The organism is Falsiroseomonas sp. HC035 (assembly GCF_050563525.1).
Classification (GTDB): domain Bacteria; phylum Pseudomonadota; class Alphaproteobacteria; order Acetobacterales; family Acetobacteraceae; genus Falsiroseomonas.
In genome coordinates, this window is the sequence record NZ_JBNXUN010000025.1 from 1 (window position 1) to 14904 (window position 14904).

General features: G+C 71.8%; 16 protein-coding genes. 8 read left to right on the plus strand and 8 right to left on the minus strand.

The window, feature by feature from the left end:
• Positions 1-47 precede the first annotated feature (47 nt).
• A complete protein-coding gene (locus tag ACLF3G_RS26865; RefSeq protein WP_430672460.1) occupies positions 48-1331 on the minus strand; it encodes an ABC transporter substrate-binding protein in 1284 nt (427 codons plus the stop codon).
• Positions 1332-1471: 140 nt separating this feature from the next.
• Between ACLF3G_RS26865 and ACLF3G_RS26870 the strand changes: the two genes are divergently transcribed.
• The 5 genes from ACLF3G_RS26870 (at position 1472) to ACLF3G_RS26890 (ending at position 5729) form a co-directional block, all read left to right on the plus strand.
• The gene (locus ACLF3G_RS26870; RefSeq protein WP_430672461.1) at positions 1472-2476 is read left to right on the plus strand and encodes an NAD(P)H-quinone oxidoreductase; all 1005 of its coding nucleotides are present in this window, start codon (positions 1472-1474) and stop codon (positions 2474-2476) included.
• The gene (locus ACLF3G_RS26875; RefSeq protein ID WP_430672462.1) at positions 2473-2670 is read left to right on the plus strand and encodes a hypothetical protein; all 198 of its coding nucleotides are present in this window, start codon (positions 2473-2475) and stop codon (positions 2668-2670) included. Before ACLF3G_RS26870 ends, ACLF3G_RS26875 begins: the two co-directional genes overlap by 4 nt.
• Positions 2671-2680: 10 nt before the next feature.
• The gene (locus tag ACLF3G_RS26880; protein ID WP_430672463.1) at positions 2681-4027 is read left to right on the plus strand and encodes an NAD(P)H-dependent oxidoreductase; all 1347 of its coding nucleotides are present in this window, start codon (positions 2681-2683) and stop codon (positions 4025-4027) included.
• A gap of 83 nt (positions 4028-4110) precedes the next feature.
• Positions 4111-4968, plus strand: a complete 858-nt coding sequence (locus tag ACLF3G_RS26885; protein ID WP_430672464.1) for a DMT family transporter — start codon at positions 4111-4113, stop codon at positions 4966-4968.
• Positions 4965-5729, plus strand: a complete 765-nt coding sequence (locus ACLF3G_RS26890) for an alpha/beta fold hydrolase (RefSeq protein WP_430672465.1) — start codon at positions 4965-4967, stop codon at positions 5727-5729. Before ACLF3G_RS26885 ends, ACLF3G_RS26890 begins: the two co-directional genes overlap by 4 nt.
• Here the strand turns inward: ACLF3G_RS26890 and ACLF3G_RS26895 are convergent.
• Entirely contained in the window at positions 5720-6637 is a 918-nt protein-coding gene (locus tag ACLF3G_RS26895; protein WP_430672466.1) for a metallophosphoesterase, read from the minus strand. The genes ACLF3G_RS26890 and ACLF3G_RS26895 overlap by 10 nt on opposite strands.
• Before the next feature lie 47 nt (positions 6638-6684).
• Here ACLF3G_RS26895 and ACLF3G_RS26900 point away from each other — a divergent pair, with 47 nt between their 5' ends.
• A complete protein-coding gene (locus tag ACLF3G_RS26900) occupies positions 6685-7884 on the plus strand; it encodes an FAD-binding domain-containing protein (protein ID WP_430672467.1) in 1200 nt (399 codons plus the stop codon).
• Here ACLF3G_RS26900 and ACLF3G_RS26905 read toward each other — a convergent pair.
• The 5 genes from ACLF3G_RS26905 to ACLF3G_RS26925 all read right to left on the minus strand — a co-directional run bounded on the left by ACLF3G_RS26905 (position 7820) and on the right by ACLF3G_RS26925 (position 12436).
• The gene (locus ACLF3G_RS26905) at positions 7820-8506 is read right to left on the minus strand and encodes a DNA-3-methyladenine glycosylase family protein (RefSeq protein WP_430672468.1); all 687 of its coding nucleotides are present in this window, start codon (positions 8504-8506) and stop codon (positions 7820-7822) included. The genes ACLF3G_RS26900 and ACLF3G_RS26905 overlap by 65 nt on opposite strands.
• The gene (locus tag ACLF3G_RS26910; protein ID WP_430672469.1) at positions 8506-9783 is read right to left on the minus strand and encodes a TRAP transporter large permease; all 1278 of its coding nucleotides are present in this window, start codon (positions 9781-9783) and stop codon (positions 8506-8508) included. Before ACLF3G_RS26910 ends, ACLF3G_RS26905 begins: the two co-directional genes overlap by 1 nt.
• The gene (locus tag ACLF3G_RS26915; RefSeq protein ID WP_430672470.1) at positions 9780-10388 is read right to left on the minus strand and encodes a TRAP transporter small permease; all 609 of its coding nucleotides are present in this window, start codon (positions 10386-10388) and stop codon (positions 9780-9782) included. Before ACLF3G_RS26915 ends, ACLF3G_RS26910 begins: the two co-directional genes overlap by 4 nt.
• 77 nt (positions 10389-10465) lie before the next feature.
• A complete protein-coding gene (locus tag ACLF3G_RS26920) occupies positions 10466-11452 on the minus strand; it encodes a DctP family TRAP transporter solute-binding subunit (RefSeq protein WP_430672471.1) in 987 nt (328 codons plus the stop codon).
• A 114-nt stretch (positions 11453-11566) separates the two neighbouring features.
• Positions 11567-12436 (minus strand): LysR substrate-binding domain-containing protein, encoded by an 870-nt coding sequence (locus tag ACLF3G_RS26925; RefSeq protein ID WP_430672472.1) that lies wholly within the window; start codon positions 12434-12436, stop codon positions 11567-11569.
• A gap of 84 nt (positions 12437-12520) precedes the next feature.
• Between ACLF3G_RS26925 and ACLF3G_RS26930 the strand changes: the two genes are divergently transcribed.
• Positions 12521-13264 carry a TSUP family transporter gene (locus ACLF3G_RS26930; protein ID WP_430672473.1) on the plus strand — a complete coding sequence of 248 codons (744 nt, stop codon included), beginning with the start codon at positions 12521-12523 and terminating at the stop codon, positions 13262-13264.
• A gap of 15 nt (positions 13265-13279) precedes the next feature.
• Entirely contained in the window at positions 13280-13507 is a 228-nt protein-coding gene (locus ACLF3G_RS26935) for a hypothetical protein (protein ID WP_430672474.1), read from the plus strand.
• Here ACLF3G_RS26935 and ACLF3G_RS26940 read toward each other — a convergent pair.
• Positions 13485-14879, minus strand: a complete 1395-nt coding sequence (locus ACLF3G_RS26940; protein WP_430672475.1) for an L-lactate permease — start codon at positions 14877-14879, stop codon at positions 13485-13487. The genes ACLF3G_RS26935 and ACLF3G_RS26940 overlap by 23 nt on opposite strands.
• Positions 14880-14904: the final 25 nt, after the last annotated feature.

Consider the following 14904-nt stretch of genomic DNA (forward strand, 5'->3'; position numbering starts at 1 on the left):
GCAGCGCGGCCAACGCCAGACGCTGGCGGACGTGGTGTGGCCGGACCTCAGGCGCCGAGCCGCGTGATCGCATCCGCGATCGCCGCATCGGCCGGGGCGATCACCACCTGGCGCAGCCCGGCCGGGTTGCCGGGCTGCGGTGGCGCGGGCTGCCACTGGCACAGGAAGGGGCGGGCGCGCTGGTTCTGGCCGCGCTCGTCGAACCGCACGCCCCAGCCGCAGGCGGTTGCGCCCTCGGCGATGTCGGTGGCCAGGATCGCGGTGCGGATGCGCTCCGCCTCCGTACCTCCGGCACGCGCCGCCTCCGTGCCGCCGGCGCGCGCCATCGCATCCAGCACCACCCGCGTGCCGGTGAAGGTGGCGAGCCCGTGGCCGGACCGGGGCTCGGCGCCGTAGCGGCGCAGATACGCCTCGGCGAAGGCTCGGGCGCCACCGGCCATGCGTTCATTCACCCCGGAAGGCGTCAGGTCCGCGCTCATTGTCCCGGTCAGGCCGGGGCCGATGCTGCGGCCGGTCTCGACCAGGCCGTAGCCATTGGCGGTGCCGATCACCATGCGGGGTCGCCAGCCGACTTCCGCCATGGCGCGGAACAGCAGCGCCTCGTCGCCTGGCGCGCCGGTGTGCAGCACCACTTCCGCATCCACCCCGCGCAGCCGCTGCACCAGGCCGTTGAGGTCGGTGGGCCGCGGGGCATAGGCGGCGCGCTGCACCTGGGTGAAGCCGAGCGCCGCGATGGCGCCCTGCTGCGCCGCGCCGACGGATTGCGACGCCGGCGCATCCTCATGCGCGATCGCCAGCCGCATCGATTGCGGCGGCCGCCCGATGGCCTGCGCCAGCAGCGCCACGCCCGCCACCGCCGTCGCGGCGTAGTCCGTGGCGCTGGGGGAGATCCGGAACACCCAGCGGAATCCGCGTTCGGTCACCGCATCGCCGAGTGCCGCCAGTTCGATGAACGGCACGCCGGCAAGTTCCGCGACCTGGGACGCCGGCAGGGCGATGGACGTGCCGAAGCTGCCGAGCAGCGCCGCGACGCGACCGTCCCCGCGCGTCAGCCGCCTTGCCTCGTTGGTGGCGGTTGCCTCATCCGGTGCATCGGCGCCCAACAGGCGCAGCGTGCGGCCGGACACGCCGCCGGCGGCATTGCGCTCCTCCACCGCCAGTTCGACGCCGCGGAAGCACTCGTCGCCGAACAGGGCGAGCGGGCCGGACAAGGGGAAGATCGCGCCAAGCCGGACTTCCGGCGCCGGGGCCTGCGCCAGTGCCTCGCCGAAATGCGCGGCCAGGGCGAAACCAGCGAGCCCGCCCAGGGCGCGGCGCCCGAATCCCTGCATCCTGCGCGCCTCCTTCGGGCTGCCGCGTAAAGTTTCCCACGTGGCAGGCCGCACGCACAACCCCGTTCCGCCTCGGCCGCCGGCCTTGACGCGCGCCGCCGCCGCGTGGTCCCTCGGGCGCCAAGTGCAAGGAGCCCGCCATGTCCAGCCTGCCCGCCGAGATGACCCAGATCGACCACGGCCAGGGCGGCGGTCCGGAGGTTCTGGTGGTGGGCCGGGGCCCGGTGCCGGCGCCGAAGCCGGACGAGGTCCTGATCCGGACGCAGGCCATCGGCGTCAACCGCCCGGACGTGGCGCAGCGTTCCGGCAGCTATCCGCCGCCGCCCGGCGCCAGCCCGCTGATCGGCCTGGAATGCGCCGGGGAGGTGGTGGCCGTGGGCGAGGCGGTGCGGCGCTACAAGCCGGGTGACAAGGTCTGCGCCCTGACCAATGGCGGCGCCTATGCCGAGTACTGCACGGCGCCGGAGGCCCAGACGCTGCCCTGGCCCAAGGGCTTCGACGCGCTGCGTGCCGCGGCGCTGCCGGAGACCTACTTCACCGTCTGGGCCAACCTGTTCGGCCATGGAAGGCTGGCCGCGGGCGAATCCGTGCTGGTGCATGGCGGCACCTCCGGCATCGGCGTCACCGCCATCCAGCTGGCCAAGGCCTTCGGCGCGACGGTCTATGCCACCGCCGGCAGCCCGGAGAAGGTGGCGGCCTGCCTGGAGCTCGGCGCCGACGCCGCCATCGACTACCGCGCCGAGGATTTCGCCGCCCGCATCAAGGAGCTGACCGGCGGCAAGGGGGTCGACGTGGTGCTGGACATGGTCGGCGCGCCGTATTTCGCGAAGAACATCCGCAGCCTGAAGCTGGATGGAAGGCTGGTGATGATCGCCTTCCTGAACGGGCATGAGGCGGAGAAGGTCGACCTGCGCCCGATCATGGTGAAGCGCCTGACCGTCACCGGCAGCACCATGCGCCCACGCACCACCGCTCAGAAGGGTGAGATCGCGGAAGCGCTGGAGGCCAAGGTGTGGCCGATGCTGGAAGCCGGCCGCGCCCAGCCGCGCATCTTCCGCACCTTCCCGCTGGCCCAGGCTGCGGAGGCACACCGCCTGATGGAAAGCAGCGCGCATATCGGCAAGATCATGCTGACGGTCGGGTGAGTCTCTGGGCGATCTTCGCCGCGGCACTGCTACTGCTCGCGGCCTCCACCCGGCTCAGGGACCGCGGCTGGCGGCGGGCGGGGCAGGGGGCGGCGGTGCTGCTGGCGCTGGCCGGCACGCTGCTGCTGGCCCGCCGGCCCGGAACCGCCTTCCCGCTGCCGGGCTCCCGCCCTCGCCCCTGGTACCAACCCTGAGGCCGTTGCCATGAACCTCCATCGCCTGCTGCTGCAGCGCCAGGCCCAGGGCCGCCCGGTGCGGGTCGCCGTGATCGGCGCCGGCAAGTTCGGCTCCATGTTCCTGCACCAGGCGCCGCGCACGCCGGGGCTGCACGTGCTCGGCATCGCCGACCTGTCCATCCCGCGCATCCGCGCCAACCTCGCCCGCATCCACTGGCCGGAGGAAGCCGGCGCCGCGCCCGATGCCGCGACCGCCGCCCGCACCGGCGCTACCTGGCTGACCGAGGACAGCCTGGCGCTGATCGGCGATCCGCATGTCGAGGTGGTGGTGGAGGCCACCGGCGACCCGGCCGCCGGCCTGCGCCACGCCCGCCACGCCATCCGCAACGGGAAGCATGTGGTGATGGTGAATGTCGAGGCCGACGTGCTGGCCGGCCCGGTCCTGGCGCGAGAGGCCGCGGCGGCGGGCGTGGTGTATTCCATGGCCTATGGCGACCAGCCGGCCCTGGTGGCGGAGCTGGTGGACACCATCCGCACCGGCGGCTTCCAGGTGGTCGCCGCCGGCAAGGGTACCAAGTACCTGCCCGCCTACCACGCCAGCACGCCCGAAACCGTGTGGGACTTCTATGGCCTGACGGCAGATCAGGCGCGGGAGGGCGGGATGAATCCGCGCATGTTCAACTCCTTCCTTGACGGCACGAAGTCCGGCATCGAGGCCGCGGCGATCGCCAATGCCACCGGCCTCGCCCCGCCCGAGGACGGGCTCGCCTTCCCGCCCGCTGGAACCAGCCAGCTGCCGGACCTGCTGCGACCGCGCGAGGCGGGCGGCATCCTGGCCCGCAAGGGGGTGGTGGAGGTGGTGTCCTCGCTCACGCGCGACGGCGCCGAGATCCCGGACAACCTCCGCTGGGGTGTCTATGTGGTGTTCGAGGGCGACACCGAATACGCCCGCCGCTGCTTCGCCGAATACGGCGTCGCCACTGATTCCACCGGGCGTTACGCCGCGCTGTGGCGGCCCTACCATTTCATCGGCCTCGAACTCGGCGTCTCCGTCGCCTCCGCGGCGCTGCGCCGGGAGCCGACCGGCTGTTCGGAGCGCTGGGCCGCCGATTGCGTCGCCATCGCCAAGCGGGATCTGCGGGTCGGCGAGGCCCTGGACGGGGAGGGTGGCGCAACCGTCTGGGGCAAGTGCATCCCCTCGACCCGGTCCAGCGCCCTTGGTGCGGTGCCGATCGGGCTGGCGCATGGCGTGACCCTGGCACGGGCGGTGCCGCAGGGGGCGTTGGTGACGGAAGCCGATCTGCGGCCGCGGCCGGCAGGGGCGGAACAGGCGCTGGAGATGCGCGCCGCCTTGCAGAGCGTGTCCAAAGATTGACCCTACGTGAAATGTCAGCGTCCTGTGGCCGCAGCGGGCTGGTCCCGGCGCGGCCTGGACGTCTAGGTTAAGCGGCAATGCCCATGGCTTCCGCCTTCCGGCTGCTTTTCGCAGCCGTCATCCTGTTCGGCGGTGCCTGGCCCATCACCAAGGCTGCGCTCGCGGACGCATCGCCGCTGTGGTTCGGCACCGGACGCTCCGCACTGGCCGCCCTGGGCGCCGCGATGCTGCTGGCGGCGCTCGGCCGGCTGCGGCTGCCGGCGGCGGAGGATCGCACGGCCGTGCTGTTCCTCGGCCTGTTCCAGTTGGGCGGCTTCTTCGCGCTGACGCACCTGGCGGTGGCGTTGGTGCCGGCCGGGCGCACTGCGGTGCTATCCAACGTGGTGACCTACTGGCTCATCCCGCTTTCGGTGCTGGTGCTGGGGGAGAAGGTCTCCACCATGCGCTGGGTTGCCGCAGGGCTGGGGCTGGCGGGGGCGGGGGTGCTGATCGGGCCCTGGTCCGTGGATTGGTCCGACCGCAGCGTGCTGCTCGGCCACTTCATGCTGGTGCTGGCCGGCCTGCTCTGGACCATCGCCATCATCGCTTCCCGCAAATGGCCGCCGCGCACGCCCATGTTCGACCTGCTGCCCTGGTGCTTCGGCATCGGCGCGCTGATGCTGGCGCCGATGGCGCTGATCGTGGAGCCCGAGGGGGGCGTCGGGCTGAGTTCCTGGCCGCACCTGCTCTACATCGGGCTGTTCGCCGCCCCCATAGGCACCTGGTGCGTGATCGAGGCCGGCCGCAAGCTGCCGGGCGCGGTCGCTTCCGTCGGCTTCCTGATGGTGCCGGCCTTCGGCGTGCTGGTCTCCACGCTATGGCTCGGCGAGCCGCTGGGGTGGGACGTGCTGGTCGGCGGCGGGCTGATCTTCGCCTCCGTCATCCTGGCAGCCCGCGGATGAGGCTCGTCGTCACCGAACAGGGCGAGGGTCCGCCGGTGGTGCTGCTGCACGGGCTGTTCGGTGCCGGGCAGAATTTCGGTACGGTGCAGAAGGCCCTGGCGGCGGATGGCTTCCGGGTGCTGGCGCTCGATCTGCGCAATCACGGCGACAGCCCGCACGGGGCGGAGGTGGGCTACGCCGCCATGGCCGCGGATGTGGCGGAGACGCTGCGGGCGGAGGGCGCCTGGCCCGCCGCCATCATCGGCCATTCCATGGGCGGCAAGGTCGCCATGGCCCTGGCGCTGGCGGAACCCGAGGGCGTCTCCCGCCTGCTGGTCGCGGACATCGCACCCGTCACCTACCCGGCGCCGCAGTTCACCGCCTACCTCCACGCCATGCGCGCCCTGGACCTGCCGCCCGGCCTGACCCGGCGGCAGGCCGATGCGGCGCTGGCGCCCGTTGTGCCGGCCGCGCCGCTGCGCGCCTTCCTGCTGCAGAACCTGTCCTTCGATCAGGACCCGCCGCGCTGGCGCATCGGGCTGGAGGAGATCGCCGCCGGCCTGGGTGACATCGGCGGCTGGCCGGACCTGCCGGGCCGGTATGACGGACCGACCCTGGTGCTGGCCGGCGAAACCTCGGACTACATCCAGCCCGAGCATTGGCCCGTCTTCCAGCGCCTGTTCCCCGCGGCGCGCCGCGAATCCATCAAGGCCGGCCATTGGCTGCACGCGGAGAATCCGCAGGCCTTCCTCGCCTCGGTGCGTCGCTTCCTTCAGCCGTAGCCGAGCCGGACCAGCGTGATTTCCGGCGGCACCCCGACCCTCACCGGCAGGATCGAGGTGCCAAGGCCGCCGGACACCACCAGGTGCTTCGCCTCCTCCACCACATGCCCGTAGGCGTAGCGGTTGCCGTAGCGGGACGGCACGTAGGGCGAGAAGCCCGCCAGCCGCACCTGACCGCCATGGGTGTGCCCGCATAACGTCAGGGCCACCCGCCCCACCGGGACGCTCGGGAAGATATCCGGCTCATGGCACAGCAGGATCACCGGGTCCTGGTCCTGCACCGCGCCGAGAGTCCGGGCCAGGTCGTTGGCGCCGAGGAAGCGGCCGTCATCGGTCTGCCGGAACGCCCACAGGCTGCCGCTGCCGGCGACCCAGAAGCCGCGGCCGCCGAACCCCGTCTTCACGACGGCATTGTGCAGCACGGAAATCCCGGCATCCGCCAGCACCCGCGCGGTGCGCGGTACGCCGCGGCGCAGGCGCTGCACCTGTGGGTCGTCCCACCAGTCATGATTGCCGAGGATGGCGTGCACGCCATGTGGCGCGCGCAGGCCGCGCAGCACGGCGGTGGTTTCCTCCACGGGGATGCCCCGTTGGAGGCCGGGCGTGCCGAATCCGCCGCCGCCGCGATAATCGCCGAGCAGCACCACCAGGTCCGGGTTCAGCGCATTGGTGGCGGCGACGATTTCCGCCACCCGCTCCAGCGGCATCTGCGGCTCGCTGGCGTGCAGGTCGGCGAGCGCTGCGATGGTGATGGGCCGCCCGGCCGGCCAGTTCGGCGGGTTCAGGCGGTACTCGGCAATCGCCAGCCGGTAGGCGGGCTCGATCCAGAAGCCGTACATCCCGGCAGCGCCGCCCAAAACGGTCAGCCCGCCGAGGGTGGTCAGCAGGGCGCGGCGCGTGGTCATCATCGGTGGGTCCGGTTGCAGGCTGGCGCGGGCGGCCAATCTGCCCGGGCATGATGAACGAGGAATTTCCGGCTGATCGAGCCGGTGCACTGCGGCTGCTGGCCGATTTCGCCCCGCGCATGGGAGCGGATTACGCCCGGGGGCGCAACAGTGACCCCGGCCCCGGCCGGCGCCGCGACGTCTCCCGCCTCTCGCCCGCGCTGCGCCACCGGCTGGTGACGGAGGCCGAGGTGGTGGGCACGGCGCTGGCGATGCATGGCGAGGCGGCCGCGCAGAAATTCATCCAGGAGGTGTTCTGGCGCAGCTACTGGAAGGGTTTTCTCGAACTGCGGCCCGCGCTGTACCAGGATTACCGCACGGCGCTGGACGCCGATCTGGCCCGGCTGGACGCCGATGCGGCCCTGCGCGCACGCTACCAGTCGGCGATCTCGGGCCGCACCGGGATCGAAGGCTTCGATGCCTGGGCGACGGAACTGCGGGAGGTGGGCTGGCTGCACAACCATGCCCGCATGTGGTTCGCCAGCATCTGGATCTTCACGCTCAGGCTGCCCTGGACGCTCGGTGCGGACCATTTCCTGCGCCACCTGCTGGATGGCGACGCGGCCTCCAACACGTTGTCCTGGCGCTGGGTCGCGGGCATCCAGACCCAGGGCAAGCCCTACGTGGCGCGGGCCGAGAACATCGCCCGCTTCACCGGCGGCCGGTTCAACCCGGCCGGGCAGCTCGACGAGAACCCGCTGCCGCTGGAGGCGCCGCCGCTGCCGCCGATCCGGCCCCTGCCACCGGCGTCCGCGATGCCGGCGGGCCCGGTCGCGCTGCTGCTGCATGAGGACGATTTGCATCCGGAAGGCCTGCTGCCACCCGGCCTGCAGGTTGCGGCCCTCGCCGGGATCGCAGTGCCGGAAGTCCGCTCGCCGCGCGGCTGCGCCCCACTGGTCGCCCGCCACGTCCGCCAGGCGCTGGCGGATGGCCTCGGCCGCGCCGGCCGGCAACTCGGCCTACAGGGCGATGAACTGGCAGCGGAGGCCATCACCGGATGGGCCGCCGGCCATGGCCTGCCGGTGGTGATGCCGCAGGCGCCGGTCGGCTGGACGGCCGATGCGCTGATCGGCCTCGGCCTGCCGCTGCACATCATCCGCCGCGACTGGGACCAGCGCTGCTGGCCTCTGGCGACGCAGGGCTTCTTCAAGTTCCGGGAGCGGATTTCCGGGCTGATCGCGGCGATGCAGCCTTCGGCACCTTCGGCTTGAGCTTCGCCGCATCCGCCGCCCGCCAAAGATACCAGGCGGCGACGGACCGCCACGGCGCCCAGGCCTCCCCGATCACGGCGAGGTCCTTCGGCTTCGGCTGCGCCTCCAGCCCGGCGGAAACACGCCAGCCCTCCCGCACCCCGAAATCATCGACGGGCAGCACATCCGGCCGGCCCAGCGTGAAGATAAGGAACATCTCCACCGTCCAGCGGCCGACGCCGCGGATGGCGACGAGGCGCTCGATCAGCGCCTCGTCCGATAGCCGCGCCGCGACCTCGGTGGTGGGCACGAGCCCGCCCACCGCCTTTTCCGCGATGTCGCGAATGGCGGCGACCTTGTTGCCCGACAGCCCGCAGCCGCGCATCGCCTCCACCGGTGTCAGCAGCACCTGTGCGGGCGGCGGGAAATCGTGCCCCGGATACAGCGCGATGAAGCGGCCGAGAATTGCCTCCGCCGCGCGGCCATGCACCTGCTGGTGGGTGATGGCGCGGACCAGCGCCTCATACGGATCCCGCACCGCAACCTCCAGCGTGCAGGGGCCGACCTTGCGGATGACGGCCTTCAGCACCGAGTCGCGCCGCAAATGGCGCAGCGCGACAGGCGGAGCAAAGGCGCCAGCCATCAGCGGAAGACCAGGTTCGGCAGCGCCATGGCGATCGCCGGGACATAGGTGATGATCAACAGGCAGCCGAAAATCACGCCGATGAACACCGGCAGGTAGCGCATCATCTTGTCGACGCTGGTGCCGGCGACCTGGGCCGCGGCGAACAGGTTCACGCCGAAGGGCGGCGTGATCATGCCCATCGCCAGATTCACCACCATGATGGTGCCAAAATGCACGCCATCCACGCCGAAGCGCGTCGCGGCTTCCTGCAGCAGCGGCGCCAGCACGATGATGGACGCGCCGGTTTCCACGAACATGCCGATGAAGAACAGGAACAGGTTCACGGCAAGCAGGTAGGTTGCCGAACTGTCGAAGGTCGCGACCAGCCAAGCCGCCGCCGCATCCGGCACGCCCTGCCGGTTCAGCAGCCAGGAGAACACCGCCGCGCAGGCAATGATGAACAGGATGACGCTGCTGCTGATTACCGACTTGCGGAAGATCGGCACCAGGTCGCGCAGCGTGATCTCGCGGTGCAGGAACATGCCGACGATGATCGCATAGGCGACGGCGATGACGCTGGCTTCCGTTGGCGTGGTGATGCCGCCATAGATGCCGCCCAGCACCACTACCGGCATCAGCAACGCGAAGCCGGCCTGCTTTCCCGCCACCAGGAAGGACAGGCGGCCGACACCGTCCTGCTTGCCCCATCCCATGATGCGGCACCAGATGAGCACGGTGGCGATCAACGCGCCGCCGATCATCAGCCCCGGGCCGATGCCCGCCATGAACAGCTCCGGAATGCTGGTCTGCGTCGTCACGCCATACAGGATCATCGGGATGGATGGGGGGATGATGACCCCGAGCTCCGCCGCCGTCGCCTGCAACGCCGCCGCGAAGGCCACCGGATAGCCGGCGCGGACCAGCGCCGGGATCATGATGGCGCCGACGGCGAAGGTGGTGGCGACGGAACTGCCGCTGACGGCCGCGAAGATCATGCAGGTCACGACGCAGGTCGCCGGCAGCCCACCCTGGATGCCGCCGACGATGGAGCGTGCGAATTCCACCAGGCGGCGGGAGATGCCGCCGACCTCCATCAGGTTGCCCGCCAGGATGAAGAACGGGATGGCGGCCAGCGGGAACTTGTCCAGCGAGACGAACAACTGCTGCGCCGCGACGATCAGCGGGAAGGATGTAAAACCCTGGATGCCGACGATGGCGGCGACGCCAATCGCGATGGCGACCGGCACGCTGAGCGCGAACAGCACCAGCATGACGGTGAGCATGGTGAGGCTCATACGGCGGACTCCAGTTCGCTATCGCGCCGATCGAGGAAATGCGCGACGGCGCCCACCATGGCGAACACGGCGCCGACCGGGATCGCGGCGTAGCCCCAGGACATCGAGACCTCGAGCCCCGCCATCTCCTGGAATTTCACTCGCCCGGCCATCAGCCAGCCAAACCAGAACATCACGCCGAGCAGGGACAGGGTGCCGGCCAGCGACGCAGCCTCGATCGCGCGCCGCATGGCGCCGCGGGACAGGCGGTGCGCCATGTCGATGGACACCACCGCGCCGGCGCGCAGCGCGACCGCCAGGCCGACGAAGGCCATCCAGATCAGCGCGGTGCGGACCAGCGCCTCCGACCAGATGGAGGGCGTCTCGGTCGCGAAGCGCGCCACCACCTGCCACAGCCCGGCGCCGAAGGCGATGACCAGCGCGCCGGCCGCGACCAGCGTGGCGAGGCCGGTGACGTAGCGGTCGACCCACAGCACGCCATTGCGCAGCGCCGCGCGGGGGCCGCCGACGTCGCCCGCGCCACTTCCGGCCCACAGCGCCAGCACCACCGTCAGCAGCGTCGCCGCGGCCGTGACCTGCAAGGGCAGCAGGTTCATCGCATTCATCGGAACGTCCCCTCGGACACGAAGAAGGGCGCGGGACAGGCCCGCGCCCCTTTCAAGGCGGCTCGGTCAGGCGCGGCTCAGTTGGCGCGCCAGTCGCGGATGCGGCGCAGCGTCGCGGCGTCCATTGTCCGCTCCCACTCGGCGAACGCCGGGGCGAGGGCGGTTTGGAAGGCCGCGGTATCCACCTGCGTCACCACCGTCATGCCGCGGCTCCGCAGCGTCGCGACGCCGGACTGCTCATCGGCCGTCACGCGGTCCCGGTTCGCCTTCTGCGCGGCGCGGGCGGCCTCGTTGAAATGCGCACGGTCCGCGGCGTTCAGGCGGTTCACCGCATCCGGGTTGCAGATCATGACGGAGGGCGAATAGACGTGGTTGGTCAACGTCATGTAGCGCTGCACCTGGTTCAGGTTGTTCGCCACGATCACCGAGATCGGGTTCTCCTGCCCATCCACCGTGCCCTGCTGCAGCGCCGGCACCAGTTCGGAGAACGCCATCGGGGTCGGCAGCGCGCCGAGCGTGGTGAAGGCGCGCATGTGCACCTGGTTTTCCATGGTGCGGACCTTCAGGCCGCGCAGGTCGGCCGGTGCATTCACCTCGCGCCGCGAATTGGTCAGGTGGCGGAAGCCGTTCTCGGTCCAGATCACGCCCATCAGGCCGCGCGCCGGGAAGCGCGCCAGCACGGCTTGGCCGATCTCACTGTCCAGCACGCCGCGGGCATGGGCGGTGTCGCGGAACAGGAAGGGCACGTCGAAGATGCGGACCTCAGGGACGAAGTTGCCAACCGGGCCGGTGGAGGTGAACAGGCATTCGATGGTGCCGATCTGGGCACTCTCGATCATCTCGCGCTCGTTGTCGTTGCGCTGCGGCACCACGCGGAAGCGGCCATTGGTCAGGCGCTCGAAGGCTTCCTTGAAGGCGGCGGCGCCGGCGCCGGTGTGGCTGTCCAGCGGCAGGGCGTGCTGCACGGTGAACTGCGTCTGCGCCGCGGCCGGTGCGGTACCGATGGTCAGGGCCAGCGGGGCGAGCAGTGCGGAAGCCAGGGCCAGGCGGCGGGACAAGGTCATGTGAAAGGCGTCTCCCCAATCCGGGCGGCCATTCGCGGCGCCCGTTAAGGCAAGTCGTATAGAAGAGTTGGGGGTTGCGCTTCAACCCGGTCCGTTGCGGGGCCGCTTCGGGCGCTACCCGGTTCGGGCCCGGAGCAGCCAGTCGCGGAACTTCCGGAAGGGGGCCTCCCGTGCCCGCGCCTCCCGATACACCAGCCACCAGCCGCTGCCCTTGGGCAGCGTCAGGGGGAAGGGCGCCACCAGCCGTCCGGCGGCGAGGTCGTCGTCGATGTAGGGCCGGATGCCCATGGCCACGCCCAGCCCATCGGCGGCCGCCTGCTGCGCCTGGCCGTAGAATTCGAACACCGGGCCCTGTGCCTGGACATCCGCGACTCCGGCCGCCGACAGCCAGCGCGGCCAATCCTCCGGCGCATGGCCGACGCGCAGCAGCGTCGCCCTGGCCAGCGCGGCGGGCTGGGCCAGGCTTGCCGCCAGGGTCGGGGTGCAGACCGGCAGCAGGTCGGCGCCGAACAGCCGCACCGCGTCCAGCCCGGGCCAGTTCCCGTCGCCCAGGCGGATGCCGCAGGTCCAGCGATCCGAGAACGCCACTGCGGCGCCGCCGGTGGTGATGCGGACCTCCAGGCCGGGTTCGCGGCGTTGCAGGTCGGCGAGCCGTGGGATCAGCCAGCGGATGGCGAAGGTGGGCCCGACACCGATCGTCAGCGCGCCGCCGCCGGCCTGTTCGGCCACCTGCTCGGTCAGCCGCGCCAGGGCATCGAGCAGGGGGGCGAGGCCATCGCGATAGGCAAGACCCGCCTCGGTCAACTCCAGCCGGTTGGCCCGCCGGACGAACAGCGCCACCCCCATGCGCTCCTCCAGCAGCTTGACCAGCCGGCTCACGGCGGCGGGCGTGACATGCAGGGCGGCGGCCGCGGCCACGAAGCTGCCGCCGCGGGCGGCCGCATCGAAGGCCCGGATGCCGTTCAGGAAGGGCGGCTGCACCATCAGGAAAACTCAGGCCAGGCTCAGGAAACGCAGTTTGTGTCCGGTGCGCGGCGGGCGCAATGAAGCGGGCGGAGGCGACCCGGCATGACGCTCGGAACAGTGTTGCTGCTGTGGACGGTGATGGTGGCGACCTCGCTGCTGTCCGGCATCTTCGGCATGGCGGGCGGGCTGGTGCTGGTCGGCGTACTGCTGGTGCTGCTGCCTCTGCCGGCGGCAATGGCGCTGCACGCCCTGACGCAGATCGCCTCCAACGCCTGGCGCGCCGCCTTCCTGATGCGACACGCGCGCTGGCGCATCGTCGCGGCCTACGCCGCGGGCTGCCTGCTGGCGCTGGGCGCCTGGTCGCTGGTGTTGTTCGTGCCGGACAAGCCGGTGGCACTGATCGCGCTGGGGCTCAGCCCGTTTCTTCTCAAGCTGCTGCCATCCGGCACCCGGGCCGACCCGGAACGGCCCGCGCACGGAGTGGCCAGCGGCGTGGCCAGCATGTCGCTGATGCTGCTGACCGGCGTCGCCGGTCCGCTGCTGGACAGCTTCTTCCTCGGCGGCCGGCTGGACCGGCATGGCATCGTCGCCACCAAGGCGGTCTGCCAGGTGCAGGGCCATGCGCTGAAGCTGCTCTATTTCGGCGGGCTGGTGGCGGAGGCCGCGACGCTGGAGCCGCTGCTGGCGGGCGGCGCGGTGCTGGCCTCCATGCTCGGCACGCTGCTCGCGCGGCCGTTGCTGGCGGCGTTGACGGAACGGCAGTATCGGCTCTGGGCCGGGCGGCTGGTCACCGGCATCGCGGCTTTCTACCTGGCCCAGGGCACCTGGCTGCTGATGTTTCCCTGAACCGGAGGACCTGCCATGGACCCCAAGGAAAAACTGATCCTCGACCTCGTCGCCTGGATCGCCGCAGCACCGCGCCCCTATGCCGAGGTGATGGAAGGCTGGCGCACCTCCTGCCCGAGGCTTCCAGTGTGGGAGGATGCGACGGATCGCGGCCTTCTGGCCTGCGAGGCGCGGGATGGCGGCCTGTTCGTGGTGGCGACGACGGCCGGCCGCGCCGCGCTCAGCCCAGCAGCGCCACGCTGAGCCAGCCGACCAGCATCACGCCCAGCAGGGACGGCAGCAGCAGCCGCCAGATCTGCGCCGGCCGCGTGCCATCCGCCAGCAGCCCACAGATCAGGGCGGTAACCGCGAAGGACATGCCGGCGCCGGCGGCGCCTGCGAAGTTGTGCACCGCCGGCGCGAGCAGCGGCGGCAGCCCCGCCGCGTGGCCGAGCGCCGCCTGTACGGGCATCAGCGCGGCGTTCGAGCCGACATTGCTGCCGGTGACCAGTCCGGAAGCGAGCCCCAGCACCGGCACCGCATAGGGCGCCAGCGTGCCGAGGCTGTCCGCCGCCGCGACGGCCAGCGCGCCCGAAATGCCGGACCCGGTCATCCAGCGCGCCAGCACGACGTACAGCAGCATCGCCAGCGCCGGCCGGCGGGCGCGTAGCAGGGCGGACCGGGCCCGCGCGCCACCCTGCGGATGCCGCAGCAGCAGGGCGCCGGCCACCAGCCACAGCACCACCGCCACATGGGTCAGCGGGAAGCCCGGCAGATCCGTGTAGGGCCGGAAGGCCGGCGCGCCAGTCCAGGCGCGGGCTAGCAGCAGCGCCGCCGTCAGACCGAGATAGGGCGCCAGCGCACGGCCGGCCCGGCGCCAGCCCGCCACATCGCGCGGCGGGTCCAGCCGCCACAGCGCCAGCAGCAGCGGCAGGCCGGCGGCGAGGATGCCGACGACCTCGAACGGGACCAGCGCGTGGCACGCCACCAGCAGCGCCGCGATGGCGGCCAGAAAGCCCATCTGCGCCAGCTTCTCAGCCGCCGGCACCACGACGCCGGCGGCGGCGCAGAGCCGCCACAGCACCGGCCCCATCAGCAGCAGCCACGCGGCGTTCGGCCAGGCCGTCAGCGCTGCCACGTCCTGCGCCGGCAGGCCGATCAGCGCCGCGCCCAGCGCGGTGCCCGGACCAAGCCCACCCCAGGGCACCAGGGTCAGCGACAGCAGCGCCATCGCACCCAGGGGCGCGCCCGCCAGCCCCATGCCGCGCAGCGCGGACAGCGCGAAGACGGCGCCGACCGCGAAGCCGGTGACGCTTTCCATGAAGGCGCCCATCAGCAGCGTCGCGACGAAGATGCGCCGTGGCGTGGCGCCCGCGCCCGCTTCCACCGCGGGTCCGGCGACCGCGGCGTGGAACAGCAGCCCGCCGATGACAACGCCGATCGGCATCGCCGCCAGGAAGGCGCCGCGCAGCGTTTCTGCCACCAGGAACGGCAGCGCCGGGCCATCCAGCGAGGCGAGCACCGCCGGCACCGTCGCGGCCAGGGCGGCCAGCACCGCCGGCACCGGCCCGGCGCGGCCGGACAGCAGCAGGCCCACCAGCAGCAGCAGCGGTGCTGCCTGCAGCAACAGCATCATCCACCCATCCTTGTCCGTGGCGGCC

Coding starts and splice junctions, on each gene's coding strand:
- ACLF3G_RS26865 (WP_430672460.1), bottom strand. CDS start 1,331: ATGCAGGGATTCGGGCGCCGCGCCCTGGGCGGGCTCGCTGGTTTCGCC.
- ACLF3G_RS26870 (WP_430672461.1), top strand. CDS start 1,472: ATGTCCAGCCTGCCCGCCGAGATGACCCAGATCGACCACGGCCAGGGC.
- ACLF3G_RS26880 (WP_430672463.1), top strand. CDS start 2,681: ATGAACCTCCATCGCCTGCTGCTGCAGCGCCAGGCCCAGGGCCGCCCG.
- ACLF3G_RS26885 (WP_430672464.1), top strand. CDS start 4,111: ATGGCTTCCGCCTTCCGGCTGCTTTTCGCAGCCGTCATCCTGTTCGGC.
- ACLF3G_RS26890 (WP_430672465.1), top strand. CDS start 4,965: ATGAGGCTCGTCGTCACCGAACAGGGCGAGGGTCCGCCGGTGGTGCTG.
- ACLF3G_RS26895 (WP_430672466.1), bottom strand. CDS start 6,637: ATGATGACCACGCGCCGCGCCCTGCTGACCACCCTCGGCGGGCTGACC.
- ACLF3G_RS26900 (WP_430672467.1), top strand. CDS start 6,685: ATGATGAACGAGGAATTTCCGGCTGATCGAGCCGGTGCACTGCGGCTG.
- ACLF3G_RS26905 (WP_430672468.1), bottom strand. CDS start 8,506: ATGGCTGGCGCCTTTGCTCCGCCTGTCGCGCTGCGCCATTTGCGGCGC.
- ACLF3G_RS26910 (WP_430672469.1), bottom strand. CDS start 9,783: ATGAGCCTCACCATGCTCACCGTCATGCTGGTGCTGTTCGCGCTCAGC.
- ACLF3G_RS26915 (WP_430672470.1), bottom strand. CDS start 10,388: ATGAATGCGATGAACCTGCTGCCCTTGCAGGTCACGGCCGCGGCGACG.
- ACLF3G_RS26920 (WP_430672471.1), bottom strand. CDS start 11,452: ATGACCTTGTCCCGCCGCCTGGCCCTGGCTTCCGCACTGCTCGCCCCG.
- ACLF3G_RS26925 (WP_430672472.1), bottom strand. CDS start 12,436: ATGGTGCAGCCGCCCTTCCTGAACGGCATCCGGGCCTTCGATGCGGCC.
- ACLF3G_RS26930 (WP_430672473.1), top strand. CDS start 12,521: ATGACGCTCGGAACAGTGTTGCTGCTGTGGACGGTGATGGTGGCGACC.
- ACLF3G_RS26935 (WP_430672474.1), top strand. CDS start 13,280: ATGGACCCCAAGGAAAAACTGATCCTCGACCTCGTCGCCTGGATCGCC.
- ACLF3G_RS26940 (WP_430672475.1), bottom strand. CDS start 14,879: ATGATGCTGTTGCTGCAGGCAGCACCGCTGCTGCTGCTGGTGGGCCTG.